The sequence below is a fragment of the Salipiger sp. H15 genome (assembly GCF_040409955.1).
In the GTDB taxonomy this organism is placed as follows: domain Bacteria; phylum Pseudomonadota; class Alphaproteobacteria; order Rhodobacterales; family Rhodobacteraceae; genus Salipiger.
This window is the reverse complement of the sequence record NZ_CP123389.1, coordinates 53,237-78,918: the sequence shown is the minus strand read 5'-3', so window position 1 is coordinate 78,918 and position 25,682 is coordinate 53,237. Positions and strand designations below refer to the sequence as shown.

24 protein-coding genes and 1 pseudogene are annotated in these 25,682 nt (G+C 68.2%); 6 read left to right on the top strand and 19 right to left on the bottom strand.

Features of this window, described 5'->3' with window-relative positions; translation table 11 throughout:
* Positions 1-54: 54 nt before the first annotated feature.
* The 7 genes from cysA to PVT71_RS27690 all read right to left on the bottom strand — a co-directional run bounded on the left by cysA (position 55) and on the right by PVT71_RS27690 (position 4,707).
* Entirely contained in the window at positions 55-834 is a 780-nt protein-coding gene (gene cysA, locus PVT71_RS27720; RefSeq protein ID WP_353476576.1) for a sulfate ABC transporter ATP-binding protein, read from the bottom strand.
* A gap of 12 nt (positions 835-846) precedes the next feature.
* Positions 847-1,704, bottom strand: coding sequence for a sulfate ABC transporter permease subunit CysW (gene cysW / locus PVT71_RS27715; protein ID WP_353476575.1), 858 nt, complete (start codon positions 1,702-1,704; stop codon positions 847-849).
* The gene (locus PVT71_RS27710; protein WP_353476574.1) at positions 1,697-1,984 is read right to left on the bottom strand and encodes a hypothetical protein; all 288 of its coding nucleotides are present in this window, start codon (positions 1,982-1,984) and stop codon (positions 1,697-1,699) included. Before PVT71_RS27710 ends, cysW begins: the two co-directional genes overlap by 8 nt.
* Positions 1,977-2,804 carry a sulfate ABC transporter permease subunit CysT gene (gene cysT, locus PVT71_RS27705; RefSeq protein WP_353476573.1) on the bottom strand — a complete coding sequence of 276 codons (828 nt, stop codon included), beginning with the start codon at positions 2,802-2,804 and terminating at the stop codon, positions 1,977-1,979. The genes PVT71_RS27710 and cysT overlap by 8 nt, the downstream gene beginning before the upstream one ends.
* A gap of 5 nt (positions 2,805-2,809) precedes the next feature.
* Positions 2,810-3,766, bottom strand: coding sequence for a sulfate ABC transporter substrate-binding protein (locus PVT71_RS27700; protein ID WP_353476708.1), 957 nt, complete (start codon positions 3,764-3,766; stop codon positions 2,810-2,812).
* 90 nt (positions 3,767-3,856) lie between these two features.
* On the bottom strand, positions 3,857-4,066 hold the full coding sequence (locus PVT71_RS27695) for a hypothetical protein (RefSeq protein ID WP_353476572.1): 210 nt from the start codon (positions 4,064-4,066) through the stop codon (positions 3,857-3,859).
* 137 nt (positions 4,067-4,203) lie between these two features.
* Complete coding sequence (locus tag PVT71_RS27690) at positions 4,204-4,707, bottom strand: Rrf2 family transcriptional regulator (RefSeq protein WP_353476571.1); 504 nt, start codon at positions 4,705-4,707, stop codon at positions 4,204-4,206.
* A 127-nt stretch (positions 4,708-4,834) separates the two neighbouring features.
* On the opposite strand from PVT71_RS27690, the gene PVT71_RS27685 reads away from it, so the two are divergent.
* On the top strand, positions 4,835-5,305 hold the full coding sequence (locus tag PVT71_RS27685; protein ID WP_353476570.1) for an Lrp/AsnC family transcriptional regulator: 471 nt from the start codon (positions 4,835-4,837) through the stop codon (positions 5,303-5,305).
* A gap of 131 nt (positions 5,306-5,436) precedes the next feature.
* Here PVT71_RS27685 and PVT71_RS27680 read toward each other — a convergent pair whose 3' ends face one another.
* On the bottom strand, positions 5,437-6,105 hold the full coding sequence (locus PVT71_RS27680) for a TetR family transcriptional regulator (RefSeq protein WP_353476569.1): 669 nt from the start codon (positions 6,103-6,105) through the stop codon (positions 5,437-5,439).
* 161 nt (positions 6,106-6,266) lie between these two features.
* Complete coding sequence (gene glmS / locus PVT71_RS27675) at positions 6,267-8,090, bottom strand: glutamine--fructose-6-phosphate transaminase (isomerizing) (RefSeq protein ID WP_353476568.1); 1,824 nt, start codon at positions 8,088-8,090, stop codon at positions 6,267-6,269.
* Between the two features lie 432 nt (positions 8,091-8,522).
* Between glmS and PVT71_RS27670 the strand changes: the two genes are divergently transcribed.
* Genes PVT71_RS27670 through PVT71_RS27655 form a run of 4 tightly spaced genes read left to right on the top strand, consistent with a single transcriptional unit; the run spans position 8,523 to position 12,327 of the window.
* Positions 8,523-9,626 (top strand): MraY family glycosyltransferase, encoded by a 1,104-nt coding sequence (locus PVT71_RS27670; protein ID WP_353476567.1) that lies wholly within the window; start codon positions 8,523-8,525, stop codon positions 9,624-9,626.
* Positions 9,626-10,459 carry a glycosyltransferase family 2 protein gene (locus PVT71_RS27665; protein WP_353476566.1) on the top strand — a complete coding sequence of 278 codons (834 nt, stop codon included), beginning with the start codon at positions 9,626-9,628 and terminating at the stop codon, positions 10,457-10,459. Before PVT71_RS27670 ends, PVT71_RS27665 begins: the two co-directional genes overlap by 1 nt.
* A gap of 16 nt (positions 10,460-10,475) precedes the next feature.
* Positions 10,476-11,723: a hypothetical protein gene (locus PVT71_RS27660; RefSeq protein WP_353476565.1), complete on the top strand. Its 1,248-nt coding sequence runs from the start codon at positions 10,476-10,478 to the stop codon at positions 11,721-11,723.
* Between the two features lies 1 nt (position 11,724).
* Complete coding sequence (locus PVT71_RS27655) at positions 11,725-12,327, top strand: hypothetical protein (RefSeq protein ID WP_353476564.1); 603 nt, start codon at positions 11,725-11,727, stop codon at positions 12,325-12,327.
* On the opposite strand, the gene PVT71_RS27650 is transcribed toward PVT71_RS27655, so the two are convergent.
* The 9 genes from PVT71_RS27650 to PVT71_RS27610 all read right to left on the bottom strand — a co-directional run bounded on the left by PVT71_RS27650 (position 12,296) and on the right by PVT71_RS27610 (position 23,459).
* A complete protein-coding gene (locus PVT71_RS27650) occupies positions 12,296-13,504 on the bottom strand; it encodes a glycosyltransferase (RefSeq protein ID WP_353476563.1) in 1,209 nt (402 codons plus the stop codon). The genes PVT71_RS27655 and PVT71_RS27650 overlap by 32 nt on opposite strands.
* A gap of 1 nt (position 13,505) precedes the next feature.
* A complete protein-coding gene (locus PVT71_RS27645) occupies positions 13,506-14,744 on the bottom strand; it encodes a glycosyltransferase family 4 protein (protein WP_353476562.1) in 1,239 nt (412 codons plus the stop codon).
* Positions 14,741-16,018: a glycosyltransferase family 4 protein gene (locus PVT71_RS27640; RefSeq protein ID WP_353476561.1), complete on the bottom strand. Its 1,278-nt coding sequence runs from the start codon at positions 16,016-16,018 to the stop codon at positions 14,741-14,743. Before PVT71_RS27640 ends, PVT71_RS27645 begins: the two co-directional genes overlap by 4 nt.
* Before the next feature lie 180 nt (positions 16,019-16,198).
* Positions 16,199-17,434: a polysaccharide biosynthesis/export family protein gene (locus PVT71_RS27635; protein ID WP_353476560.1), complete on the bottom strand. Its 1,236-nt coding sequence runs from the start codon at positions 17,432-17,434 to the stop codon at positions 16,199-16,201.
* A gap of 1 nt (position 17,435) precedes the next feature.
* Positions 17,436-19,502: an exopolysaccharide transport family protein gene (locus PVT71_RS27630; RefSeq protein ID WP_353476559.1), complete on the bottom strand. Its 2,067-nt coding sequence runs from the start codon at positions 19,500-19,502 to the stop codon at positions 17,436-17,438.
* A 156-nt stretch (positions 19,503-19,658) separates the two neighbouring features.
* Complete coding sequence (locus PVT71_RS27625; RefSeq protein WP_353476558.1) at positions 19,659-20,372, bottom strand: response regulator transcription factor; 714 nt, start codon at positions 20,370-20,372, stop codon at positions 19,659-19,661.
* Positions 20,373-20,704: 332 nt separating this feature from the next.
* Positions 20,705-21,358 (bottom strand): PIG-L deacetylase family protein, encoded by a 654-nt coding sequence (locus PVT71_RS27620; protein ID WP_353476707.1) that lies wholly within the window; start codon positions 21,356-21,358, stop codon positions 20,705-20,707.
* Positions 21,355-22,167 carry a sugar phosphate nucleotidyltransferase gene (locus tag PVT71_RS27615; RefSeq protein WP_353476557.1) on the bottom strand — a complete coding sequence of 271 codons (813 nt, stop codon included), beginning with the start codon at positions 22,165-22,167 and terminating at the stop codon, positions 21,355-21,357. The genes PVT71_RS27620 and PVT71_RS27615 overlap by 4 nt, the downstream gene beginning before the upstream one ends.
* Positions 22,164-23,459: a class I SAM-dependent methyltransferase gene (locus tag PVT71_RS27610; protein ID WP_353476556.1), complete on the bottom strand. Its 1,296-nt coding sequence runs from the start codon at positions 23,457-23,459 to the stop codon at positions 22,164-22,166. The genes PVT71_RS27615 and PVT71_RS27610 overlap by 4 nt, the downstream gene beginning before the upstream one ends.
* Positions 23,460-23,742: 283 nt before the next feature.
* On the opposite strand from PVT71_RS27610, the pseudogene rfbC reads away from it, so the two are divergent.
* Positions 23,743-24,264, top strand: a pseudogene (gene rfbC / locus PVT71_RS27605) (dTDP-4-dehydrorhamnose 3,5-epimerase); the annotation flags it as partial.
* Positions 24,265-24,353: 89 nt separating this feature from the next.
* On the opposite strand, the gene PVT71_RS27600 reads toward rfbC, so the two are convergent.
* Positions 24,354-25,682: a DUF4910 domain-containing protein gene (locus tag PVT71_RS27600; protein WP_353476555.1), complete on the bottom strand. Its 1,329-nt coding sequence runs from the start codon at positions 25,680-25,682 to the stop codon at positions 24,354-24,356.

The window sequence follows — 25,682 nt, the reverse complement described above, 5'->3', positions numbered from 1 at the left end:
CGGCAGCCGCGCCGCCCCGATGCGGGACGGCGCCGGGGTGCCGGCGCGCTCGTGCTATCTCGGCGCCGCTGCCCTGTCGAGCGCCCTTTCCGGCTGGGCGACCCCGGCCCCCGCACCCGGCTCGACGAAGCTGCGCACGAAGTCGCTCGCCGGGTGGCCGCGGATCTCGGAGGGCGCGCCGACCTGCTCGATCCGCCCCATCGACATCACCGCGACGCGGTCGGCGAGGGTCAGCGCCTCTTCCTGGTCATGGGTGACGAAGACCGTGGTCAGCCCGGTGGCGTCGTGGATCTCGCGCAGCCCGGCGCGGAGTTCGCGCCGCACCCGCGCGTCGAGCGCACCGAAGGGCTCGTCGAGCAGCAGCATGCGCGGCTCGGTGGCGAGCGCCCGGGCAAGCGCGACGCGCTGGCGCTGGCCGCCCGACAGCTGGCTGGGGTAGCGCGCGGCGATCTGCGGCAGCTGGATGAGCTCGAGCAGCCGCTCGACGCGGCGTTCGATCTCGGCGCGACCGGGGCGGCTGCGGCGCGGCCGGGCGCGCAGCCCGTAGGCGATGTTCTCGAAGACGGTCATGTGGCGGAAAAGCGCGTAGCTCTGGAAGACGAAGCCCGCCCGGCGGTGCTGCACCGGCGTGCCGGTGGCGTCCTTGCCGTCGAGCAGTACCCGGCCGGCGCTTGGCTGTTCGAGCCCGGCGATGATCCGCAGCAGCGTGGTCTTGCCCGAGCCCGAGGGGCCGAGCAGCGAGACCATGGCGCCCGAGGGGATGGACAGGGACACGGGGTGCAGCGCGGTGGTGGTGCCGAAGCTCTTGGAGATCTCGTCGATGTCGATATGCATGGGGGTCTCCTCTCAATGCCGGCGCGTGGCGGACAGCAGGTCCGCGTGGCGCCATTCCAGCAGGGATTTCAGGGCGAGGGTCAGCAGCGCGAGCGCCGCCAGCAGCGCCGCCATCGAGAAGGCGGCGACCGAGAGATACTCGTTGTAGAGCATCTCGATCATGATCGGCATGGTGGTGGTCTGGCCGCGGATCTTGCCCGAGATCACCGCTACCGCGCCGAATTCCCCCATGGCGCGCGCGTTGCAGAGCAGCACGCCGTAGAGCAGCGCCCAGCGGACGTTGGGCAGGGTCACGGTGCGGAACATGTGCCAGCCCGAGGCGCCGAGGGTCAGCGCCGCCTCCTCCTCGGCGCGGCCCTGCTCGGTCATCACCGGGATGAGTTCGCGCGCGACGAAGGGGAAGGTGATGAAGAGCGTCGCCAGCAGGAGGCCGGGGAAGGCGAAGACGATTCTGAGGTCATGCGCCTGCAGCCAGACCCCGAGCCAGCCGTGCGAGCCGTAGAGCAGCACCAGCGCGAGGCCCGCAACCACCGGCGAGACCGAGAAGGGCAGGTCGATGAGGGTGATGAGCACCGCCTTGCCGCGGAAGTCGAACTTGGCGATGGCCCAGGCGGCGGCGAGGCCGACGACGGCGTTGAGCGGCACCGAGACTGCGGCGACCAGCAGGGTGAGCCGGATCGCCGACCAGGCGTCGCGCTCGGTCAGCGAGGCGAGCGCGGCGCCGAGCCCGTCGCGCAGCGCCTCGGCGAAGACCACGGCGAGCGGCGCGATCAGCAGCACGAGGGTCAGCGCCAGCACGGCGAGGGTGAGCAGGGCGCGGACCGGCGGCGCCTCGGTGGTGACGCGGTGGGGCAGGCTGGCCTCAGACATGGCGGTTCTCCTCGCGCAGGTGGTGCGCTGTGGTCCGTGGCGGCAGGGGGCGGGTGGCGAGGAAGAGCGCGGCAAGCAGCGTTCCGGGCAGGGTCATGTAGACGAGCAGGACCACCCAGAGCGGCGCGCCCGCGTTCCAGAGCACCAGCGCGGCGGCGAGGCCGATCGCGCCGAAGGCGCCGCCGATGGCGAAGCCGCTGCCGGCGGGAAGTCTGCGCAGCCGGATGGTGCCGCGGCAGGCGCAGGGCAGGCTCGGGCGAGAGGGGTTTGGGTCAGACATGGCCGATCCTCCTTCGGGTCCAGACCTGTGTGGCGTTGATGAAGAGCAGCATCGCGAACGAGATGCCGAGCATGGCGAGGCCGATGGCGGCGGCCGCGTCGTAGTCGTATTCCTCGAGCCGGATGACGATCAGCAGCGGCGCGATCTCGGTCTTTCCCGGCAGGTTGCCGGCGATGAAGATGACCGAGCCGAACTCGCCGACCGAGCGCGCCAGTGCCAGCGCGAAGCCGGTCATCAGCGAGGGCGTCAGCACCGGCAGCACCACGCGGCGCAGGGTGCGCAGCCGCGAGGCGCCGAGCGTGGCCGAGGCTTCCTCCCATTCCGGGTCGATCTCGTCGATCACCGGCTGGACGGTGCGCACCACGAAGGGCAGCCCGACGAAGACCAGCGCCAGCCAAATGCCCGCCTCGGTGTAGGCGACGCTGATCCCGAAGGGGGTCAGCGCCTGGCCGAAGACGCCGTTCGGCGCGTAGAGCGTGGTGAGCGCGATCCCCGCCACCGCCGTCGGCAGCGCGAAGGGCAGATCCACCGCCGCGTCGATCAGCCGCCGCCCCGGGAAGCGGTAGCGGGTCAGCACCCAGGCCAGCGCGAGGCCGAAGACGAGGTTGAAGAGCGAGGCGACCAGCGCCGCCCGGAACGACAGCAGCAGCGCCGAGCGCACCCGCGCCGGGGCGAGGTGACCGGCGATCTCCGCCGGTCCCATGAGGATGCCCTGACCCAGCAGCGCCGCGAGCGGCAGCAGCACGACGCCGGTCAGGGCCGCCAGCAGGATCCCCATGCCGAGGCCGAAGCCGGGCAGGGGCGAGGCCACGCGCAGCATCCGGCTCACTCCGCGGTGATCTGGTCGAAGATGCCGCCGTCGCCGAAGAAGCGCGGCTGCGCCTCGGTCCAGCCGCCGAAGTCGGCGATGTTGACCAGCTCGAGCTCGGGGAAACGCTCGATGTCGTCATCCGCCGCCAGCGAGGTGTCCCAGGCGCGGTAGTAGTTGGCGAGTGCCAGCGCCTGCGCCTCGGGGCTGTAGAGATACTCGAGATAGGCCTGCGCCACCTCGCGCTGCGCGTCATCCTCGATGTTGCCCGGCACCAGCGCCACCGGCGGCTCGGCAAGGATCGACACCGAGGGCACCACGATGTCGAAACTGTCCTCGCCCAGTTCGTCGAGCGCGAGGAAGGCCTCGTTCTCCCAGGCCAGCAGCACGTCGCCGACGCCGCGCCGGGTGAAGGTGGTGGTCGCCCCGCGCGCCCCGGTGTCGAGCACCGGCACGTGCCTGAAGAGCTCGGTCACGTAGTCCCGCGCGCTCTCCTCGCTGCCGCCGGGCTGGTGCAGCGCCCAGCCCCACGCGGCGAGGAAGTTCCAGCGCGCCCCGCCCGAGGTCTTGGGGTTGGGGGTGATCACCTGCACGTCGTCGCGGATCAGGTCGGCCCAGTCGGCGATGCCCTTGGGGTTCCCCTCGCGCACGAGGAAGACGATGGTCGAGGTATAGGGCGCGGAATTGTGCGGCAGGCCAGCCTGCCAGTCCTTTGGCAGCACGTCCGAGCGCTCGGCGATGGCGTCGATGTCCGAGGCCAGCGCCAGCGTCACCACCTGCGCGTCCAGCCCGTCGATCACCGCCCGCGCCTGCGCGCCGGAGCCGCCGTGGCTCTGCTCGATGGTGACGGGCTCGTGGCCCTGCGCCTCCCACCACTTGGTGAAAAGCTCGTTGTAGGCGCGGTAGAACTCGCGCGTGGGATCATAGGAGACGTTGAGCAGCCGCGTCTCGGCGGCGGCGTGGCTCGGGCCCATGACCGCGCTGCTGGCCAGAAGCGCGGCGAGCAGCGGGGCGGGGGTGCGAAGGAAGGCAAGGGTCATGTCGGGTCTCTCTCCTTGGGAAAATCAGGCGGGCAGCTGCCCGGGCCGGGTCACGCGGACCCGCCACTGTGCGGGGTTGCGGCCGCGCATGAGTTCGCGGGCGGCGTAATCGGGATCGCTGGCGAGCACGGTCAGTTCGCGTCCGCCGATCAGCAGCGGCAGGCCGGTGTCGCGGGCCACGAGATGCAGCACGTGGACCCGCCCCTTGGGCCTGGTGTGAAGAGCGTTCGGCATTCAGGTCCTCCTTTCGGAAACGGGCGGGATCGCCCGGTGAAGACATGGGCGGGAACGCCCAATGACCTAAATATCCACCGTCTTAGTCGTGTTTTCGAGAGAAGAGGTTCAGCGTTCTGCGCCGCGCCGGGAGAATTTTATTCTCCGGCGACCGGCTGCTGGGATGATCCGCTTTCCTGCAGGCCGTCCGGGCCGGCCTCGATTCCGAGGGATTTCCCAATAATGACAGGGTCTTTCAGCAGGTCCTGCAGGGTCAGCGACTCGATCAGCAGCAGGTAGCTGTAGAAGATCTCGCCGAAGACCCGGCGCAGCTGGCAGCTTTGCTCGTCGGTGCAATCCTCGCAGCGGCGGTAGGCGCGGCGCGAGAGGCAGGGCAGCGGGGCGATGGGGCCGTCGATCTGCTGCAGCAGCTCGCCGAGCGAGATCTTCGAGGGCTCGCGGATCAGGAAATACCCGCCCGAACGGCCTCGCTTGGCCCCGAGGTAGCCCGACTTGCGCAGGTCGAGCAGGATGTGCTCGAGAAAGCGCTTCGGCGCACCCGACCGTTGCGCGACCTCTTCGATGGTCAGCGCCGTGCCATGCTCCACCGCGCCGAGCGCCATGAGCGATTTGAGGGCATATTTGGTCTTCTGGGTGATCATGTCGGCAGTAAATCACCAATTTCGCGGCAGGAGAAGTCGTCTTTCTCTTAATCACGACAATAGCAGTAGACTTATTGTAAATTAGCGACATGCTGGGGTCATGACCCGAGTCGCAGGAGGCGCCCGGATGGATCTCGACCGCATAGACCGCAAGATCGTCGCGACGCTGATGGCCGACGCGACCGTGCCGCTCGCGCGGCTCGCCGATATGGTGGGCCTGTCGCAGACGCCGTGCTGGAAGCGCCTGCGCAAGTTGCAGGAGGCCGGGGTGATCCGCGGCCGCGTGGCGCTGGTGGATCCGGAGCGGCTGGGGCTTGGCCTGACCGTCTTTGCCGGGGTGTCCGCCCCCGAGCAGGGCGCGGACTGGCAGCGCCGCTTCGAGGAGGTGGTGGGCGATCTGCCCGAGGTCATGGAGGCCTACCAGCTTGCCGGGAGCCACGACTACGTGCTGCGCATCGTGGTGCGCGACATGGCCGATTTCGAGCGCATCCGGCGGCAGATCACCGAGGCGATCCCGGTCCGGGATCTCTCGGCCAACTTCGCCCTGAAGCGGTTGAAGTCGCAGACGGTGCTGCCGATCGACACCGTGTCCGCCTGACGTGACGCAAGGCCCGCCTTCGTGCTGATCGCTCCGCCAAGCGCGGGCATCCCTATGGAAAAGGGCAGGGGGTTCTGCAGACCGTGCCCCATTGCGGCCCGTGTCATGAAGTCCCGACGGAAAAGCTGCGGTCAGGGCGCGGCGTGTCGCCGGGACATCTCCCAGGCGCCGCGCCAGTAATCGCTGAGCGCGCGTGACAGGTCGCGGCCGAAGTCCACGCGCGCGAAGGGGTGGCCGGCGAAGCCCGGATGGGCGCGTACGGTCTCGGGAAGGTCGGCCACCTGCCAGAGGCCGCGGGTCATCGCGAAGCTGCGGAAGAGCAGGGTCACGCCGTCGCCCGGATGCAGGTCCAGCGCCCGCTCCATGGCCTGGCCCGCGCCGTCGAGCGCATCGGAGAACTGCGTCTTGAAGTCGATCAGCGCCTCGTCCGACAGCGCGGGTTCCAGCACCGCGTAGCCGATCGAGTCGAGCCGCATCAGCGCCGGATGCGCGAGGATATGCTCGACGTAGAAGCGGATGAACCCGGCGAGCCTGTCTTCCGGCGTGCCGGTCGCCGCGTCGAAATAACCCGAGATCAATCCGATGAAGCCGCGCCACTCGCGCACCAGCAGCGAGGCGAAGACCTGCTCCTTGCTCGCGAAGTAGAGATAGACCGTCCCCTTTGCGAGACCCGAGCGGGCGGCCACGGCGGCGACGGTCGGCAGGCGGCGGGTGTCCTCGAGAAAGAGCGCGAGCGCCGCTTCGAGGATGACCTCGCGGCGGGCTTCCTTGTCTTCGAGGGCGGTTGCGTATTGCACCATGGGATCGGCCTCACTCGCGTCCCGACTGCGCGGAAGGCCGCGCCTGCGATGCAGGGGCGCATTGCGCAGGAGGGACATGACTCGCGGTCATGACTATTGTGACCGGCGGTCATCTTCAACCTTCCCGAAAGAGTTGTTCCGCGAGGTCAGACCTGCGCGCGCTACTCGACAGTCACCGATTTCGCGAGGTTACGGGGCTGGTCGACGTCGGTCCCCCGCTGCACCGCCGCGTGATAGGCGAGCAGCTGGACGGGGATCGCGTAGACGAGGGGGGCGATGAAGTCGGGCACCTCCGGCAGGACCAGCGTGCGGGCGGCCTCGGCCCCGGCAAGGGCGGCGCCGTTGCGGTCGGTGATCAGCAGGATGCGGCCGCCGCGGGCGGCCACCTCGGAGATGTTCGAGGCGGTCTTCTCGAAAAGATCGTCATGCGGCGCGAGGGCGATGATCGGGCGCGTCGCGTCGACGAGCGCGATGGAGCCGTGTTTCAGCTCGCCCGCGGCATGGCCCTCGGCGTGGATGTAGGTCAGCTCCTTGAGCTTCAGCGCGCCCTCGAGCGCCAGCGCGTGCATCGTGCCGCGGCCGATGAAGAGCGCGCTCTCGGTCTCGGCGATGTCCCTCGCCGCGACGGCGATCTGGTCCTCGAGCGCGATGGCCTCGGCGATCAGCCGCGGCGCGGATGAAAGCGCGTCGATGAGCGCGGCCGCCGTTTCCGGCGTGATGGCCTGGCGGCTGCGGGCGGCGTGGATGGCGAGGCAGGCCAGCGCGATCAGCTGGGTGGTGAAGGCCTTGGTCGAGGCGACGCCGATCTCCGGCCCGGCATGGATGGGGATCGCCATGTCCGCCTCGCGGGCGATGGTCGAATTCTCGACGTTGACGACGCCGAGGACGGTCTGCCCGGCGGACCGGGCGTAGCGCAGCGCGGCCAGCGTGTCGGCCGTCTCGCCCGACTGGCTGACGACGAGGGTCGCGCCGCCTTCGGTCATCGGCGGCTGGCGGTACCGGAATTCCGAGGCGATCTCGACGTCGACCGGCAGGCGGGCGATCGTCTCGAACCACCACTTGGCGACCTGGGCGGCGTAGAAGGCGGTGCCGCAGGCGGCGATGGACAGGCGGGGCAGCGTGCGCCAGTCGATGGCGGCGGCGGCGCTGACCACGTGACGGCGGTCGGCCGAAAGGTGGCGGGCCAGCGCGTATCCGGCGACGGTCGGCTGTTCGTGGATCTCCTTGGCCATGAAGTGGCGGTAGCCCGCCTTGTCGACCAGCACCGCCTCCATCGGCACGGTCTGGATCGGCCTTTGGACCGGCGCGCCGCTTGCATCGAAGACCTCGGCGCCGGTGCGGGTCAGCACGGCGCAGTCGCCATCGGCGAGATAGCAGATGCGGTCGGTGAGCGGGCCGAGCGCAAGCGCGTCGGAGCCGACGAACATCTCGCCCTCGCCGTAGCCGATCGCGAGGGGCGAGCCGCGGCGGGCGCAGATCATCATGTCCTCCGCCCCTTCGAAGAGCAGGCAGAGCGCATAGGCCCCGACCAGCCGCGAGATGGTTTCCATTGCCGCCCGGCGCGGGTCGAGCCCGCGGGCCAGCAGCGTCGCGCAGAGATGGGCGATGACCTCGCTGTCGGTCTCGGATTCGAAGACGCAGCCCCCGGCGATCAGCTCGTCACGCAGCGCGCGCCAGTTCTCGATGATGCCGTTGTGCACGACCACGACCGGCCCCGAGCGGTGCGGGTGGGCGTTGTGCTGGCTGGCGGCGCCATGCGTGGCCCAGCGGGTGTGGCCGATGCCGATGGTTCCGGCGAGCGGTTCGCTGTCGAGCAGCTGCGACAGGGCCGAGATGCGGCCCGCCGCCCTGCGCCGCTGCAGGCTGCCCCCCGCGAGCGTGGCAAGTCCCGCGCTGTCATAGCCGCGGTACTCGAGGCGGCGGAGCGCTTCGAGCATCACCGGCGCGGCCGGCTTCTTCATCAGGACTCCAACGATTCCACACATTTCCGACCCCTCGCAGGCTGATCCCAGACCGCTTGCAACAGCGCACACGGCGAAGGCGCCCCGGGGCGCCTCGCAGAGGTTCAGGTTCGGCGCATTGCCCGCCGGGCCCGATCCGCACGAAGGGCGTAGCTCTCCCGTCACGAAAGGCGATTGCCCCCTTGGGGGAGGCGGGCATGACCCGAAGGGGGAGGGGCGAGGCGCACCAAATGGAGGAGGCCGCGGTGCTGGCACCGGACGGCCTACTCCCTTGGAGGGGGGCTCGATCGAACGGATTGCCTAAGGGGGGCCATGCACCCCCGGCCCTAGCATCGAGGCGAGGGGGGCGAGTCCGCTGGCTGGGCAGGGGCTCTGCGCGCCCCGTTTCGAAATTTGACTGCATCCTAATTGGTCTAGATGGGGTCGCATTTTATGAGCATCCAGCCGACAATTTTATTGAATGTATTTCTGGTTTCCGTTGTCCTGATCCACTTCTTCCAGCCACTGGCGGTGCGCCTCGGCTTTGTCGACGTGCCCGCCGGGCGCAAGCGGCACGAGCAGACCACCCCGACCTGCGGCGGCATCGCCATCCTGCTGGCCATCGCGGTCGCGGCGCTGTTCGGGGCGCTGGCGGCCTCGCTGGTCGTCTGCCTCTGGGTGCTGGGCGCCGCCTGCATCGGCGCCGCCGACGACCTGCGCGGGCTGCCCGCCACCGGCCGCCTGATCGGCTATGGCATGGCGGCGCTGCTGCTCTTCGTCACGCACGAGATCCCCGTCGTGGCCTTCGGCGACATGGCCCGGCTGCCGGGGGACATCATGCCGACCGCCGGCCTGGTGATCGGCTTCGGCTTTGCGCTGCTCCTGCTCAACAGCATCAACATGATGGACGGTCTCGACGGGCTTGCCGGCGGCGTCAGCATGTCGGCGCTGTTCTGGCTCGTCCTGATCGCCTCGAGGTTCGGCGCGGAGGGCATCGCGGGCGACGCGCAGATCGTCATGGCGGCAACGGCCGGATTCCTCGTCTTCAACCTGCGCACGGCCTGGCGGTCGCGGGCCTGCGTGTTCCTCGGCGATGCCGGGAGCACGGCGCTCGGTGCGGCGCTGGCCTACCTGATCCTCGGGCTGAGCGGCACGGAGGGCGGCCCGACGCTGCCCGCACTGCTGTGGCTGGTGGCGGTTCCCGTCATCGACACGCTGAGCCTGATCGTCCGGCGCTTCGCCGCGGGGCGCAGCCCGTTCTCGGCGGATCGCTGGCACCTGCACCACCTGCTGCTCGACCTTGGCCTGTCCCACGCCCGCGTGACCCTGGTCATTTCCGCGATCGCCTTCGTCTGTGGCGGGGTCGGCTTCTTCGGCATGGTGGTGGGGGTGCGGGCCTCGGTGATGATGATCGGGCTGGTTCCGCTGGTGGTGGCCCATACGGCGCTGGTGCTGGTCGCGACCAAGGGCATCCGCATCGAGGTGCCCGCCAATTCGCCCCTGCCGCCCGACGTGGCCCCCTTCAAGGGAAGCGTGGAGGGCACTGCAAAACAACCTGAAGCAATAAGGGTGGTCCACTGATGAGTGTGTCGGCTGTTATCCTGACCCTGAACGAGGAAGAAAACCTTCCGGCCTGCCTGAAGGCGCTGGAGTGGTGCGACGACATCGTGGTCCTCGACTCGTTCAGCACCGACCGCACGGTCGAGATCGCGCGCGCCGCCGGCGCGCGCGTCTTCCAGCGGGCGTTCGACTGCGAGCCGCATCAGCGCAATTTCAGCCTGAAGGAAATCGACTACGTCCACCCTTGGGTCTACACGCCCGATGCCGATGAGATCTGCACGCCGGAGCTGCGCGACGAGATGCTGGCCATCGCCCGCGATCCCGCCCGGCAGGAGGTCCTGTTCATGGTGCGCTACCGCAACATCTTCATGGGGCGCTGGATCCGGCGGAGCAGTCTCTATCCCACGTGGACACCGCGTTTCATGCGGCCGGACCGGGTGCACTACGAACGGCTGATCCATCCGCGCTGCCTTGGCGAGGGCCCGGTCGGGCGGCTCCAGTCCCATTACGACCACCACAGCTTCAACAAGGGACTGGCAGCCTGGTACGACAAGCACAACCGCTATTCCTCGAACGAGGCGACGCTGGCGACGGTGACCGACGAGCCGACGCCGATCCAGTGGCGGGACCTGTTCTCGTCCGACACGGCTGACCGGCGCTATGCGCTCAAGGCCCTGGCCGCGCGCCTGCCGTTCCGCCCGACGCAGCGCTTTCTCTACATGTACGTCCTGCGCGGCGGGTTCCTCGACGGCTGGGCCGGTTACACCTATTGCCGGATGCTGGCCAGCTACGAACTGATGATCGAGGTCAAGGCCGTCGAACTCCGGCGGCTCCAGAAGGGCCAGTCGACATGAGCGCCGCCGGTCAGCCATGAAAGAGGTCCTGCTGGCAAGTCTTGCGGTCCTGTCCGTCGGGCTGGTCGTCCGCGCGATGATCGACACCCGGCGCGTGCTCGAGTTTCCGTTCTTCGTCGGGCTGATCCTGTGCAGCTTCGTCCTGCCGCAGCTCGTCAGCCTGCTCGACGCGCCCTTCCTGCCGGGAAGGTCCTACGTCAAGACCACCTTCATGACGCTCCTCTGTGCGATCTGCGCGCTGATCGGCTGGCGGCTGGCGGCGCGGCCCATGGGCCTTCTGCGCGGGGACATGTCCGAAAGGCGGCTGATGGAGATCGCCACGGTGTTCTCGCTGGTGGGGGCGTTCTTCTACTACAAGCTCAGCCAGCTGCCCGGCGAGATGATCGTGGGCGTGCTGATCTCCGGCGCGCCCGTCATGTACCTCTTCTTTGCCCGGCTGATGACCTATGGACTGGCGATCGCCTGCCTGTGCTATGCCCACCGTCCGAGCCGGGCCATGCTGATCCTGATCGTCTTCGACTGCCTCTTCTATCTCGAGCGGATCATCGTCACGGGCAAGCGGGCGGAAACGGCGGAGCTCGCGATGATCTTCGCGCTGTCCTTCTGGTTCCAGCGCGGCTGGATCCTGCCGCGGCCCCTGCTGGTCGCGGGTCTGGTGCTGGCGATGATCGGCAGCACGAGCATGGGGCAATACCGCGATGTCACGCGCGCCAACTCCGGGCTCGTCTTCGAAGAGGTCGCGGACATCGACTTTCTCGGCAACCTGACCGGAACCTTCGAGGAAGGCGGGTACGAGATGCAGAACGCGATGATCCTGATCGACAACACCGATGCCACGTCGCTGTTCGACTACGGCGCCAGCCACTGGAACACGCTGGTCTGGAACTACCTCCCCGCAAGGTTCGTCGGCTGGGACGTCAAGGCGGGGCTGATGATCCCCACGCCCGCCGCGCCGCGCGGGTTCGAGCCCGCCACCGGCACGACCATGACCGGAATGCCCGATGCCTTCCAATCCTTCTGGTACTTCGGCGCGCTGAAATTCATGTTGCTGGCCTACGTGCTCGGGGTGATCTGGGCGTCGGCACGGCGCGGCGACACGATGGGCCAGTTCGTCTACATGCTGAGCGTCGTGCCCGCGATGCACGCCTTCTCGCACCAGACCGACTGGGTCCTTTCGGGATGGATCCACATGCTGGCCTTCTGCACGCCCGCCTTTGCCTATGCGCTGGTGACGCGTGCCCCGCAGACATCCACAGGAGCATGAGATGACCGCTTCCTCAGCGAACGGATCGAAGGGAACGGGCCGGTTGCCGATCCTCGGCGCGCCGACATTTCCGGCGCGGCACAGGGCGATGCGCCTGCTGTGGTCGGTCGCCTGGCTCCTGTGCGCGCGCTGGACGCCGCCGGGCTGGATGCCGGTCCGCCGCCTGCTGCTGAGGGCCTTCGGGGCGCGCCTGCATCCCACGGCGCGGGTCCGGTCGAGCGCCCGCATCTGGTGGCCCGCCCACCTCGAGATGGGGCCCGACAGCTCGCTGGGGCCGAAGGCGACCTGCTACAACGTCGCGCCGATCACGCTCGGCGCGCGGGCGAACGTGTCGCAGGGCGTGTTTCTCTGCGCCGCCGGGCACAACATCGACCGGCCGGATTTTCCGCTGCGCCCGGGCGGGATCGTCGTGGGAGACGACGCCTGGGTGGCCGCCGAGGCCTTCGTCGGGCCGGACGTGGTCATCGGCACCGGCGCGGTGCTTGGCGCGCGCGGCGTGGCGATGAGGCATCTCGATCCCTGGACGGTCTATGCGGGAAACCCGGCCGTCGCGCTTCGGACGAGGGCGGCCTTCACCGCCGACGATATCTTCGGCGCGCGCTGAGTACGGCTGTCGGCGCGCTTCCCGGCCGCCGCAGGTAGGAGCCGTAGGCGCGCAGGGTCTGGCGGGCGATGCTGTCCCAGGTCAGGCGCTCTTCCACCAGGCGTCGGCCGTTCCGGCCCATTTCCGCGGCGCGCTCCGGGTCGGACAGCAGCTCGTCCAGCCCGTCGCAGACCGCATCCGGCGAAAGCGGGACCACATGCCCCGCGCCGATCGCCGCGACCTCGGGGAAGTGGCACTGGTCGGAGATGACCACCGGCGTCGCCGAGGCCAGCGCCTCGGTGATCGCGATGCTGAACCCCTCCTGGCGGCTCGGCAGGCAGAAACAGGCGGCATCGGCAAGCGCCTCGAACTTGGCGGCGCCGTAGAGCGGGCCGGTGATGTGGGTCGAGGCGCCGATCCCGGTCCGGTCGATGGCCGCGCGCAGCTCGGCCTCCGCGCCCGCGTCCGGGCCCGCGACCACGAGGTGGACATCGCCGCGCCGCGCCAGCAGCAGGGCGAAGGCCTGGGCGAGGATATCGAGCCCCTTCTTGGGGTGGAGCCGCGACAGGAAAAGGATGTAGGGCGCATCGCCAAGCGCGGGGAAACGCGCGCGGAAACCGCCGCGGATCGCCAGACCGTCGACCTCGGCCAGAGAGATGCCGTTCGGGATCGTGCAGGTGTCCGCGGTCAGTCCCAGCGGGGCAATGAGGCTGCGCTCATCGTCGTTCAGCGTATGGATGAAATCCGTGCGGTTCAGCATACGCCGGAAGCCGAGCCGCAGGGCGATCACCTTCTTCAGCCGCTTCTGCGAGAGGCTCCATGGGTCGAGCATTCCGTGCAGGGTGATGCAATGGGCGACGTTCGCGCGGTTCGCCAGCCTGGCCGCGCGCAGCAGGACCGGCTCCCACACCCCGTGCAGGTGCAGGAAATCGGCCTCGCCGATCAGCGGCCGCAGGTCGGCCGCGGCCGCCGATGCGGTGAAACGGCCGGACCCGGACTCGGGGCGCAGCGCGGCGAAGGCCACCCGCGAGGCGTTCGGGACATCGGCCGCGGCCGCGGTGGCGACCTCGGCGGGCGAATAGCTCGCGACGACAACCTCGGCACCCTGCGCGGCCTGCGCGGCGGCGAGGCGGATGACACCGCTCTGCGGGCCGCCATGGGCCGGATCGATGTCGGCGATGACGTGCAATATCCGCATCTTATCGCACCCTTTCCGCAGGTGGCGAGGGCAGGGCGGCGAGCAGCCGCTCGCCGTAGCGCGCGACGCTGTGGTCGGCGGCGGTCCGGCGGGCGGCCTCCGACATGGTGCGCCGGAGCGCCTCATCCCCCGCCAGCTGGCCCAGCCGCGCGACGATGGCGTCGGTATCGCCGAGCGGCACGATGAACCCGTCCTCGCAGTCCCTCGCGACGCTGCCGGCATTGGGGGTGACAACCACGGGAAGGCCCGCGGCCAGCGCCTCGTAGACCACCATGGCAGAGCCCTCGCAGACCGACGGCAGCAGGAACACGTCGGCCCAGGCGTATTGCGCGGCCATCCCGGCGCGCGGCACGATGCCGAGTACATCCACCGCCGCGCGCAGCCGGTCGAGCGGTTCGGCGGCGATGCCGATAGGTCCCGCGATGCGGAACTCGGCGCGGCCCTTCAGGCGTTCTGCGGCCTCGAGCACGTAGGGCGTGCCCTTGCGGAGCCCGACTGCCCCGGCGGTCAGCACGCGGAGCGGCCCGGGCGCGCGGGTGCGATCCCCTGTCAAAGGCGCGGCGTCGAAGCCGCTTGGAACGACGACGCATTTCTCGACCGGACCGCCCACCGCGGCGATCCCCTGGCGCACGAATTCCGAGGGGCAGACGATGACGTCGCAGAGCGCCCATTCGGCCTTCTCGCGATCGGCGAAGGCGCGGGCCACCTCGGCCGAGGTCGTCCCCTGCGCCTCCCAGTCGGGAAAGCGGCGCCGCTCGCCGGCGACGAGACGCTCCAGCATCTCGTGCGGGGCGTTGATCTGGTCGACGGCGACCCAGAGCCCGGCGGCCTTGGCGGCCTCGATCATTTCCAGCCCCTCGCCGGAGATCGTGTAGAGCCCCCGCGCGCCCTCGAAGCCCCGTCCCGCGACGAGGCGAGAGAAGCGCTGGCCCGCCCAGATCGCGTGGCGCGTGACATCGGTCCCGTCGCGCCCCGCCAATCGGACAAAGGCCGAGTGCAGGCCGAAGAGCGGAAAGGTCACGATCCGGCCGGGGGGAACGCCCTGCGGCACGCGACCGGCGAGCCGGCGCAGCGCGGCGGGGGCGAGCCGGCCCGGCAGCCGCGCAAGCGGCGATGTCCATCCGGTCGTCGCGCAGATGTCGGTGCAGAACCGGGAAAGCCGCTGGTGCGCGGCCAGCATGCGCGCCTCGGCATAGTGCCGCCGCGCCCCAAGGTGGCATACGATCACGTCTGCGGTCATTTCTCGGCCTCGCTTGCCTCTGTCATGGTGATCTCGCGGGGAATGTCATGGCGCGCGTTCCGCCCGGAAGCGTGCGGCAGACCGCCGAGCGCGGTCCGCCATTCGGTGATGCCGCGCTGGAGCGTGTAGTCCGACAGGAAGAGGTTGCGCGCCCGCCGGCCCATCGCCATGCGCCGTTCGGGATCGTCGCGGAGCCGCAGGAACTGCCGGACGAGCCCGTCGACGTCGCCGATGTCGACCTGCACGCCGCAGTCGGCGGTCGCGGCGGTGCGGGCGACCTCGCCCTGGGGATCGCCGACAAAAAGCGTGGGACGACCCGCGGCGAGCACGCCGTAGAACTTGCTGGGGACGATGCAGCTTTCGAGAGCGGGGTTGAGCGACACGACATGGGCGTCGGCGACCGACATGCTCTGGCTGAGCTGTTCAGGCGGTTGCAGGTGCTCGAAGGTGACGTTGGTCAGCCCCCGGTCGCGGACGAAGGCCTCGGCCTCAGCGCGTTTCACGCCGTTGCCGATCAGCAGGAAGCGGACGTCCGGCGTGTCGCGCAACCTTTCCGCAGCGCCGAGAAGTGTCGTGAAATCATGGGCCATGCCGAAATTGCCGGAATGGCCGATCACCAGCTCGTCGCCGTATCCCCAGTCGCGGCGCAGCACGTTGTCGCCCCGCGCGACCGGGACGATCTCGCTGCCGTCGGACCAGAGCCGGATCACCGCGAGCCGGTCACTGCCATGGCCGCGCCTTGCCAGCCGCCGGGCCATGGCCTCGGTCGGGCAGACGATGAGGGACGAGGCGCGCAGGGACAGGTCGCGCAGGAAGACCGAGAGCTGCGCCACCATCCCCGAGCGGGGGATCACGCCGAGTTCCATGGCGACCTCGGGGAAAAGGTCGAAGACCCAGTTCACCATGGTGGCGCGCCGCAGGGCGATGGCGGGGGCCGCGCTGACGCTGAGCATGGGCGGGTCGGTGCAGATGACGCAGCAGTCCCCGCGCCGCAGGTTGCGAAGCAGCCAGAAGGATGCGGAAAGGTGGAAGCCCAGATCGCCGATGGCGCGCCGCACGAGACCGCCCGTGTGCTTCGAGGTGGCGAGCCGCACGATCTCGACGCCGCGAAGGCTTTCCCTGCCCGGCTTCTGCGCGGCATCGTCGGGTCGGGTGCCGCAGAGCGCCGTCACCCTGACCCCCTCGCCGGCCAGCGCGATGGCGAGGCTCGAGACCATGCGGCTGGTGGCGGACTCGTCGGGATAGAAGAAACGGTTCACGAAAATCAATTTCATCCTGGGGTTCCCAAAGGCTGGTGCAGCGCGTCCGCGCGGCCGCGGCACCGACCCTCGCCGGGTGCGATGTCGCCGCCGCCATGAGATGGCACGGATCGCGCGTGTCGGCGGATGGCCATTGGGACGAGGATCGCCTCCTCCCATCGGCCATGCGGTAGTCGAACGGTCGGGCCGCCGGGGCTAGTTCGTGGCGCCCGCGGCGAAGGCGGGGCGCGTCACCCGGAGGATATCGCCGGGAGCGAGCCGCGCGTTCGCGGTGATCGGAAGTTCCTGCAGTTCGTCTCCGGAGGCGCGCATCACCGTCAGCACCAGGTCGGACTCGGCGCCGCCGTCCGCCGCCAGCTCGCGGCTCGAGCGCAGGTTCGCAAGGGTTTCCTCGATCGTCCGCAGCCGCAGCTGCGCCTGCACGAGATCCGCCCGCGCGGCCTTCAGCGATTCACCGACCGCGGTGCGGAATTCCGTGCCGGCGTCGGTGCGTTCGCGGGTCGTTGCCACCTTTCCCTGGCGGGCCCGCGACAGGTACATCTGCAGCTCCAGCGCGTCGCGGAGTTTCGCGGATTTCTCGCGCTGCACCTCGCGCAGCCGTGTCGGCGTCGCGAGGCTGCGCTCGACCAGCTGCTGGGTCGCACTGATATCCTCCTCCATCAGCGCAAGCTCGTCGTTGTGCAGCACGATGCTCTTCTCGAGCGTCTCGATCTCGGTGTCGTAGCTCTGGATCTGCGCCTCGAATCCGCGGTCCTGGGCGGCGCGCTTTTCCTTGCGCAGGGCGTAGAGCTGGTGCTCGTCGTCGATGATCCGGTTCTCGTCGGACCGGGAGATGAGCGGCGGGGGCGTGATGCCGGTCGTCACGAAGGACTCGTCGGACAGCTCGCTCTGCAGGCGCGCGATGGTCACTTCCGCGGCGAAGATGGCGAGCGACTGCATCTCGGCATCGCGCTTGGCGTCGAGGATGCTCAGGAACCCGCCGGTGAGGCCGAGCGGGTCGCGCGGCACGCCGCCGGCAAGCGCGATGAGCTGCAGCACGCTGAGCCCGGGGCGGTAGTCGTACTCGCCGGGGGATTGCACGTCGCCCAGCACGAAGACCGGGGAATAGGCGGCGATGCCGATGGTCACCGTGGGGTTCGGCAGGAATTCGGCGAGCCGCGCCGAGAGGTCGCCGCGGATCTCCTCGAGCGTGCGGCCGAGAGCGGGCACGGTCCCGGCGAGCGGGTGAACGATCGCGCCGTCGGCATCCAGCCGCAGCTCGCCGGACTGGTCGGGGTTGCCGTAGACCGAGACCGAGAGGCGATCCCCCGTGGTCACGCGGTAGGGTTCGGCCTGCTGAGCCAGTGCCGGACAGGCGGCGGTGAGCATAATCAGGAGCAGGGCGACGGCGGCGGCCCGGGCCTGTTTGGCAGTCGATATGAAACCAGCCATGTCAGGCGCTCCGGCTTTCGGGATCGAGGTCCGGCGTCATCCGCAGGTGGCAGGTGCCCCGCGCGAGACCGTTGAAGACGACGCCCTGGGGACGGCCGCGCAGCACGCTGTCGAGCTGGCCGAGCGCATCCCGGGTCTCGGTGAAATGCGAATGCTGCCAGCGCACCACGTGGATCACGCAGTTGGCGGCGGCGGCAAGGGTGATCGCGGCGGGCGAGCCGGACATCGGCGGCGTGTCGAGCACGATCACGTCGTACCGCCTGCGCGCCGCGTCGAGGAACGGTTTCAGCCGCTCGGGACCGAAGGCGACCGCGATCGGCGTGCCGGCGGTGGCCATCGTCAGAAGGTCGCCGTGCCACCCGGTGCGCTGGCAGGCGGCGGAGTCGAGCAGGCCGTCCGGGTCGGTCGTCTCGGACGTCTCCATCGCAGGAAGCCCGAGCCTGTCCGCGATGCGCGGCGGGCAATTCGGCACGCCATCGACGAGCAGCACCCGCGCGCCGGTGGCGGCGCAGGCCTGAGCGAGGCCGATGGCGACGCTGGTCTTGCCGTCTCCTTCTTCGAGCGAGGTCACGGCCACGACCGAGGGGGTCTTGTCGCAGAGCGCGAGCCTTGCGTTGGTGCAGATCTGCGCCATGGCGCGGCTCCACGCCGAGCTATCGTCGAGCGGGGAGCGCAGGGCGCGGCGCAGGGCGCGGGGGGCGAAGGGCGGCACGAAGCCGATCACCGAGGCCTTCGTGCCGCTCTCGACGGCGCCCGGGGTGGTCAGCTGCGCCGCGAAGGCACCGCGGGTGAGCGCCCAGCTTCCGCCGATGACGCCGCCCACCGCGAAGCCGGACATCAGCCACTTGGCGAGGCGGCCATGACCTTCCGGCCGGCCGACCTCGGCGCGCGAGATGATGCGGGCGTCGGCGGTCGCGATGCCGTGCTGTTCGATCGCCTCCTTGTAGCGGGTCAGGAAGCTTTCGTAGAGCGTGCTCGTCGCCTCGACCTCGCGCTCGAGCTGCGCCGCTTCGATCACCGCGCCCTGGTTCGCGGCAATCGCCGACCGGGTCTCCTCGATCTCCTTGAGGATGGTCTTTTCCTTGAGCCCCGAGATCGCCACCTCGTTGGCGAGCTGCCTTGCGAGCCGCGCGCGCTCGGCCTCCATCTGCCGCTCGACCGAGGCGAGGTCGAGCTCGATGGCGGCCAGCTCCTTGTTCTTGAGCGCGCCCTGTTCGACCATCCGCGAGCGGTCACGTTCGAGCCCCGCGCGGGTTTCCAGCAGGGAACTGAGCAGCGGCGATTGCGCGTCCGAGTCGCTGTCGTCGGTCCCGTCGGTCGCGCTGTCGAGCCTTGCCTGGGCCTCGGCCACCTGCGCGCGCACGGTCACGAGTTCGGTGTTGAGGGCGACCAGCCGCTGCGTCGCCATGGTCATTTCACCCTCGGGCCCGAGCCCGGCCTCGCGCCGGTGGCGCTGCAGGCTGCGCTCGGCCACCTCCAGCCGGTCGCGCAGCCCCTCGACCCGGGGCTTCAGCCAGTCGCCGGCCCGTTCGGCCGCGCTGTCGTAGATGGCGATCTGCTGGGCGAGATAGGCCTCCGCAAAGGCGTTTGCCGCTTCTGCGGAGTAGGTGGGATCGGTGGAATCGTAGCTGATGAAGATCGTGTGCGTGCCCGCGGAGTTGGAGACCTGCAGGCCGGCAAGCAGGTCGTCGATGTCTCCCCCGGACGAGGCGTCGGCTCCGCCCGGACTTGCGGCCGCGGCGCCGTCGAGGGCATCCGCGACCGCGGGTCCGACCAGCTGCGTCAGCTTGCCCACGAAGTTCAGCAGGGGATGGCGATCCGGGCGCACGGGAAGGATCGCCACGTTCCGCTCGGCGAGGATCGCCGCCGCCGCCTCGGCGGTGTTCCTCGACGCGATGATGTCGAGCTCGGTCTTGATCATGCGGTTCTCGGGCGAGAGCGGCGTCACGACCGACTCTCCGGGCAGCACCTGCTGCCTGCGGACGTCCATCACCAGGACGGTCTGGGACGAGAACTGCGTCGGCGTCGTCTCGAATGCGAAGAAGGCAAAGGCGGTTCCCAGGATCACGGGAAGGACGATGTTGAATTTCCACCGCCACAGAAATGCCAGCGCTTCCAGCACACCTGCGTCGTCGGTTCGGTCTGAAGACACTATCATCGAACGAAACTCATGCTTTGAAATGCACGCACTATGGACGCCGTGCCGCGGGCGGCACGGATCGGCTCACGCCTGATCGGGCGGAAACAGCTGGTTGAGCTGGTAGGCGGCCTCGGTGCGGTTCCGGGCCTGCAGCTTCTTCATGATGGTCCGGATGTGCACCTTCACCGTGCTCTCGCACATGTTGAGTTCATAGGCGATGAGCTTGTTCGCCTTGCCGCGCCGCAGCGCATCGGCGACGGCGGCCTGCCGGCTTGTGAAGATGTCGCTCACGCAGACGAAGTCGTTCTGCGCGTCCTTGAGCTTCTCGCGCATCGACATGACGCTCAGCGCCGGAAGGAAGACGCCCCCGGCGATGGCGAGGCGCGTGGCCCCGGTCATGACCGCGACCCCGACGCTCGAGGGGACGTAGCCCCGCGCGCCGCAGTCGAGCGCGTCGAGCATGTCGGCGAGGTCCTCGGAAGTTGCGAGGACCAGGACGGGGGTCGGGGCGGCGAGTTCGACAAGCGTGGTCAGCGCATCCCGCGTCTTGGGATTCGAGGCGCGCAGGCTGCCGATGTTGAAGATGATCGCAGCGGCATCGGAGGCGGGGCGGGGTGCCCGGCTCCACTCGTCGACGGACGAGAAGGACGTGACGTCGATATTGGGTTGAGCCGAGCGCAGCGACAATTCGAAGCACTCGCGATCGAGAACACGGGAGTCTATGAGCTCGATGGACCAGCCTGCATCGGCCCTGGAGGTCTCGCGAAGATCGTGATCGCGAAGGCGGGACACGGGCACGGCACTAATTTTCTTGGTCGTTGAAACATGAAAGTTCGAATCGCTTCTAGAGGACATCCCAGCACCTTCCAACGTGCACAAAAGCCTAGACAGAATGCGTCAATAAAAAAACTCGGGCCCGGGGGGCAGTTTTAACACTTTTTATCCGAAATTCGCCAAAACGACGATTTAGATAGAATAGTCTAAAACCGGGGTAACATAAAGAGTTATGTGGACACATTTTTTTCATAAAGTCGCCTAAAAGGAGAGTTGGATGCCCTTCATGTCACCTGATAACAGTCCTGTCATGGCGAAAGATTAATATCCTTCTGATGTACCTATAAGCGCGCCTATTACAGGAGCCGGACCTTGGTGGTGGTAAAGGCTTCCGCGAAACGTTCGGGGGCGCGGCATTCCATGCCGCGGAGCCGTGCCAGGCCGCGGAAGGTATCGGTGTCGAACCAGTCCTTCGACCGCTGGCTCGCGAAATGCGTCTGCAGCAGTTCGAGCTTGCGTTCGAGCACCGCCTCGGTCAGCGCGACATAGGCGTTCGGGCGCCCCAGGTCCCCGTCCCACTTGGGAATTTCGTACTCGAGGATCGTCTGGTCGCGGAACATGTTCCAGGCCAGCTGGTTGAGCGTGCGGTGATCCTGGTGGGCATCGTCGGCGCGGTGCACGAGGACGACGTCGGGGACAGCTTTCTCGCGAATTCTGGAAAGCCATTCCCGTATTGCGGGAATCTGGCTGGGGAATTGCGTGTCGGCGAAATCACCGATCTCAATCTGGATCGAGGCGGCCCCGCAAAGGAATGCCTCGGCCGATTGCCGGGCTTCCTCCGCGCGCGGGCCGCTGGCGCTCAATACGCACCACTGCACGTTCACCGGAAATCCGGATTGCAGGAGGCTGAGAATAAATCCACCTGCACCGATTTCGATATCGTCCGAATGGGCGCCGATGCAGAGAAGGTCGAGTTTCTCGCTGCGTTCGGACAACGCAATTGGCGTCATGTCATGATCACGTGTTTCGGCGCCGCTTCTTTGCCACGGGATCTCGAGAGCCACGGGGTTTCGCCGCGCTCCACCATGTCCTGCAGCGATTGCCAGTCCCGGAGCGTGTCCATCGAGCGCCAGAATCCCTCGTACTTGTAGGCCAGCAGCTGCTGTTCCTCGATGAGCCGCGCGAAGGGTGCCAGCACCAGTTCCTCGCCTTCGCGCATGTAGTCGAAAATCTCGGAGCGGAAGATGAAATAGCCGCCGTTGATCCAGATATCCGACGCGTTGGAAGAGCGGAATTCCTGCACGAGGCCGGACTCGTCGGCATCCACCAGGTGATAGGTGAGGGGAGGCCGGACGGCGAGGAAGCAGGCGATCTTGCCGCTGTCCCTGAAGCGCTGGATCATGTCATCGAGATCGACGTCGCAAAGCCCGTCGCTGTAATTGGCCAGAAAGAGCTCCTCGCCGCGCACGTGCTCGCGTACCGCCCAGAGTCGTTCCCCGATGTTGCGCCAGATCCCCGTATCGATCAGCGCGATGCGCCAATCGGCCGCCGGCTTGCCGAGCACCTCGACGGTTTGCCCCGCGCCGGTGACGATGCAGTCGGAAAAGGTCTGGGGTCGGGAGTCGAGGAAGAAATCCTTGATGACATTGGCCTTGTAACCGAGGCAGAGAACGAAGTCATTGTGACCGAAATCGGAATAGTATTGCATCACGTGCCGGATGATCGGCTGATGCCCGACCGGGATCATCGGCTTCGGGGTGTTCTCGCCATATTCCCGGATCCGGGTGCCGAGTCCGCCGCAGAAAAGAACCACCTTCATTTCGAGTCACCTCGCGTCTCCAGGATTTCGACGTGCGGAATGGGAACGACGATCTTCGGACCCCAATCCGCGGTCCTGCTGAGCTGGGCGACGATCTCGTCACGCAGGTTCCAGGGCAGGATCAGGATGTAGTCCGGCCTTGCCGCCATGATGGCATCGACGGGCCGGATGGGGATGTGCATTCCGGGCGTGTAGCGGCCGTGCTTGTAGGGGTTGCGGTCGACGGTGAAGTCGAGAAAGTCGCGTCCGATCCCGCAGTAGTTCAGCAGCGTGTTGCCCTTGCCGGGCGCGCCGTAGCCGCAGATCGTCTTGCCCTCGTCCTTCGCGGCGATGAGAAAGGACAGCAATTCCCGCTTGGTACGCCGCGCCCGCTCGTCGAATGCGGTGTAGGTCTCGACCCGGTCGAGGCCCTCAGCGAGCTCGCGATCGCGCAGCGCCGTGACGGCGTCCGACGTGTCGCGGTCCGACCCGTCGCGGGCAAGGAACACCCGCAGAGAACCGCCATGGGTCGGCAGCTCCTCGACGTCGATGACCCGGAGCCCGTGCCGGGCGGCCATCTTCTCGATCGTCAGGAGCGAGAAATAGGAATAGTGCTCGTGGTAGATCGTGTCGAACTGGTTCTCGGCCAGGAGGCGGCCGACATGCGGGAATTCCAGCGTCGCGACGCCCTCGGGCTTCAGCAGAATCGCAATGCCCGCGACGAAATCATTGAGGTCTGGAACCTGTGCAAGGACGTTGTTGCCGACGATCAGATCGGCGGCGCGGCCCTCGGAAACCATGCGGGTTGCCATTTCGGCGCCGAAGAATTCGACCAGGGTGGGAACGCCGCGCGCCTCGGCAGCCTCGGCGACATTGGCGGCGGGCTCGACCCCGAGCACCGGGATATTGAAGGGCGCGAAATGCTGCAGGAGATAGCCGTCATTGCTGGCCAGCTCGACCACAAGGCTTTCGCCGCCAAGGCCGAACCGCGCGACCGCCATCTCGGCATAGCGCCGGGCATGATCGACCCAGCTCGTCGAATAGGAGGAGAAATAGGCGTATTCGGTGAAGATCTCGCGCGGATCCACGTATTCCCGCAGTTGCACCAGCCAGCACTGATCGCAGACCATGACCCGGAGCGGGTAGAAGGTTTCGGCGGAATCGACCAATTCCGGCAGCAGGAAACTTTCGCACGGGGGGGACATGCCGAGGTCGATCATCATGTGATTGAGCGGCGATCCGCACAGCCGGCACGGGGCCGGATCGACAGAAATGGTATCTTCGTGTAGGTCGTGAACTGAATGAATGGTCATAATACCCTCTTGCACCGTCGGCGACTGATAACGGCCGATCCGGCAAAATTCCGGACCCTAGTTCAACTTACCCAGAGAGCAAGGCGCATTGGACTCCACCAACAGAGGTGGCGCACCTGACCATAAGGTGTAGGTCAAGATGGATTATCGGTTGAGCGGTGGACCCTTCGCTCATCCGATGACTCCGCCGATCGGCCGACCCCTATCCCAGCTGCGGCCTAGGCGTTTCGGCGCCGGGAATGCGATCAATTGGGCATCTGCCGGATGATCATTGCGAGGGTGCATGCGTTTCATCGAGACGGGACTGGAGGGGCTGTGGCTGATCGAGCCCGAGGAGGCGCGCGACGAGCGCGGCTCCTTTGCGCGGATCTTCTGCGAAAGGGAGTTCGCCGCGCACGGGCTCGAGACGCGCTTCGTCCAGCACAGCCAGTCGCTGTCGCTCCGGCGCGGCACCCGGCGCGGCCTGCATTTCCAGCGGGCACCCCATGACGAGACCAAGCTGGTCTCCTGCGTCGGCGGGCGGATCTGGGACGTCGCCGTCGATCTGCGGCACGGGTCGCCCAGCTTCGGGCAGTGGCGGGCGGCGGAACTCTCGCCCGAGACCGGCCGGCGCTTCCACATTCCCGCCGGGTTCGCCCATGGCTTCCAGGCGCTGACCGACAACGCGGTGACGCAATACCTGATCTCGAACTTCCATGCGCCCGCCGCCGCGGCAGGGGTTGCCCATGACGACCCCGAGATCGCCATTGCCTGGCCGGAACCGGCCACGGTGATGAGCGAAAAGGACCTTCTCTGGCCCGGCTTGCGGGACCTGGCCGATGCCGCTCCCGAAGGGCTCGTGCCGGGGGCCGTGGGGCCTCATCCCGACCAGCGGCGCAGTCGCGGTGCCGGAGGCTAGCGCGGCGGCGCGCTCAGCAGGTCCGCCGCGTGAAGCCTGCGCGCGGCCCGCGCAAGGTCGCGGAAGCGCAGGCCCGACCGCTCGGCCATGTCGAGCAGCGAATGACGGCCGTCGGCGAGGTTGAGCACCCAGCGGATCGCGTCGATCTCCGACGACTGGCCCGCGCCGCCGATCGTGCCGTAGAGATTGCGCCGCCCGAGCTGCGGCTCGCCCATCGGGCAGAGGTTCAGCGGGCAGTGGTCCTCCTCGAGGATCTCGATCGCCTGCAGGATCATGTCATGCGACGCGGCAAGATGCTCGGGGCGGATGAAGTCGAGGTTGTCGGCAGAGGTATGGTACTCGGGGAAGCTTCCGGGCGCGCTGCGCTGGAAGGAGCCGAACGGCAGGTCGTAGCCGGGTGAGCAATATTGCCGCTCGTCGTAGCCGTCGGGGGTGAACTCCACGCAGCGCGCGCTTGGTCCCTGCGCAGCAAGGACATACGCCATGGCCCGGTCGATCGGCGCATTGCCGCGCCGGCTGCGCTTGTAGGTGGGACCGCCGCCATCGCCGAGGCAGGATACGATCAGGCCGTGATCTATCCGCCCCACGCCTTGCTGGTTCCGCGACAGCCAGGCCAGTGCGCCGATCGTCCCGGGGGCAAAGAGGAAGCGGTAGCTGTGCCTCAGGTCGCGCCCTGCGAGTGTCCTTGCAAGCTCGACCAGCACGGCGATGCCCGAGCAGTTGTCGTTGGCGAGCGAGGGGTGGCAGATATGGGCGCTCAGCACGACCTCGCGGTCGCTGCGCCCGCGGATGAGGTGTTCGCCATGGCTCATCGCGCCGTCGCCATGGCTGGCCTCGATGCAGGCCTCGTACTCTCCCTCCGGCAGGCGCTCGAAATCCGCGTGGCGCATGCAGAACCCCCAGCGCGGCTGGTAGTAGGAGGTGCGGTAGGGGATCAGCTCGGGCTGGTCCGGCAGGGTGAAGACATGCGCCTTCAGTTCCTCGAGCGGCAGTCTGCCATGAAAGGGAATGCTGTAGTTGAGGACGTGCAGGTTGTTGTCCGCGGCATCGAGCACGCATTGGCCCGACGGATCGCGAATCCATGCAGAGCGGAGCGTCCATTCGCGGGGCACCGTCCAGTCATGGGCCGCGGAGCCGCTCGGTGTCTCGACGCGGTCGAGCGCGATCTCCCGGCCGATGATGTCGAGCGTCTGGCGCAGCCCCGGTCCGGCGATGCTGCGGCAGACGGGATAGAGTTCGGCGGCCCGCGCATGGATCCGCGGGCCGAGCGTTCCGGGATCGGCCGGGACGGGCCAGGCGTCGCTCCCGCCCCGCGCGTCGTCCAT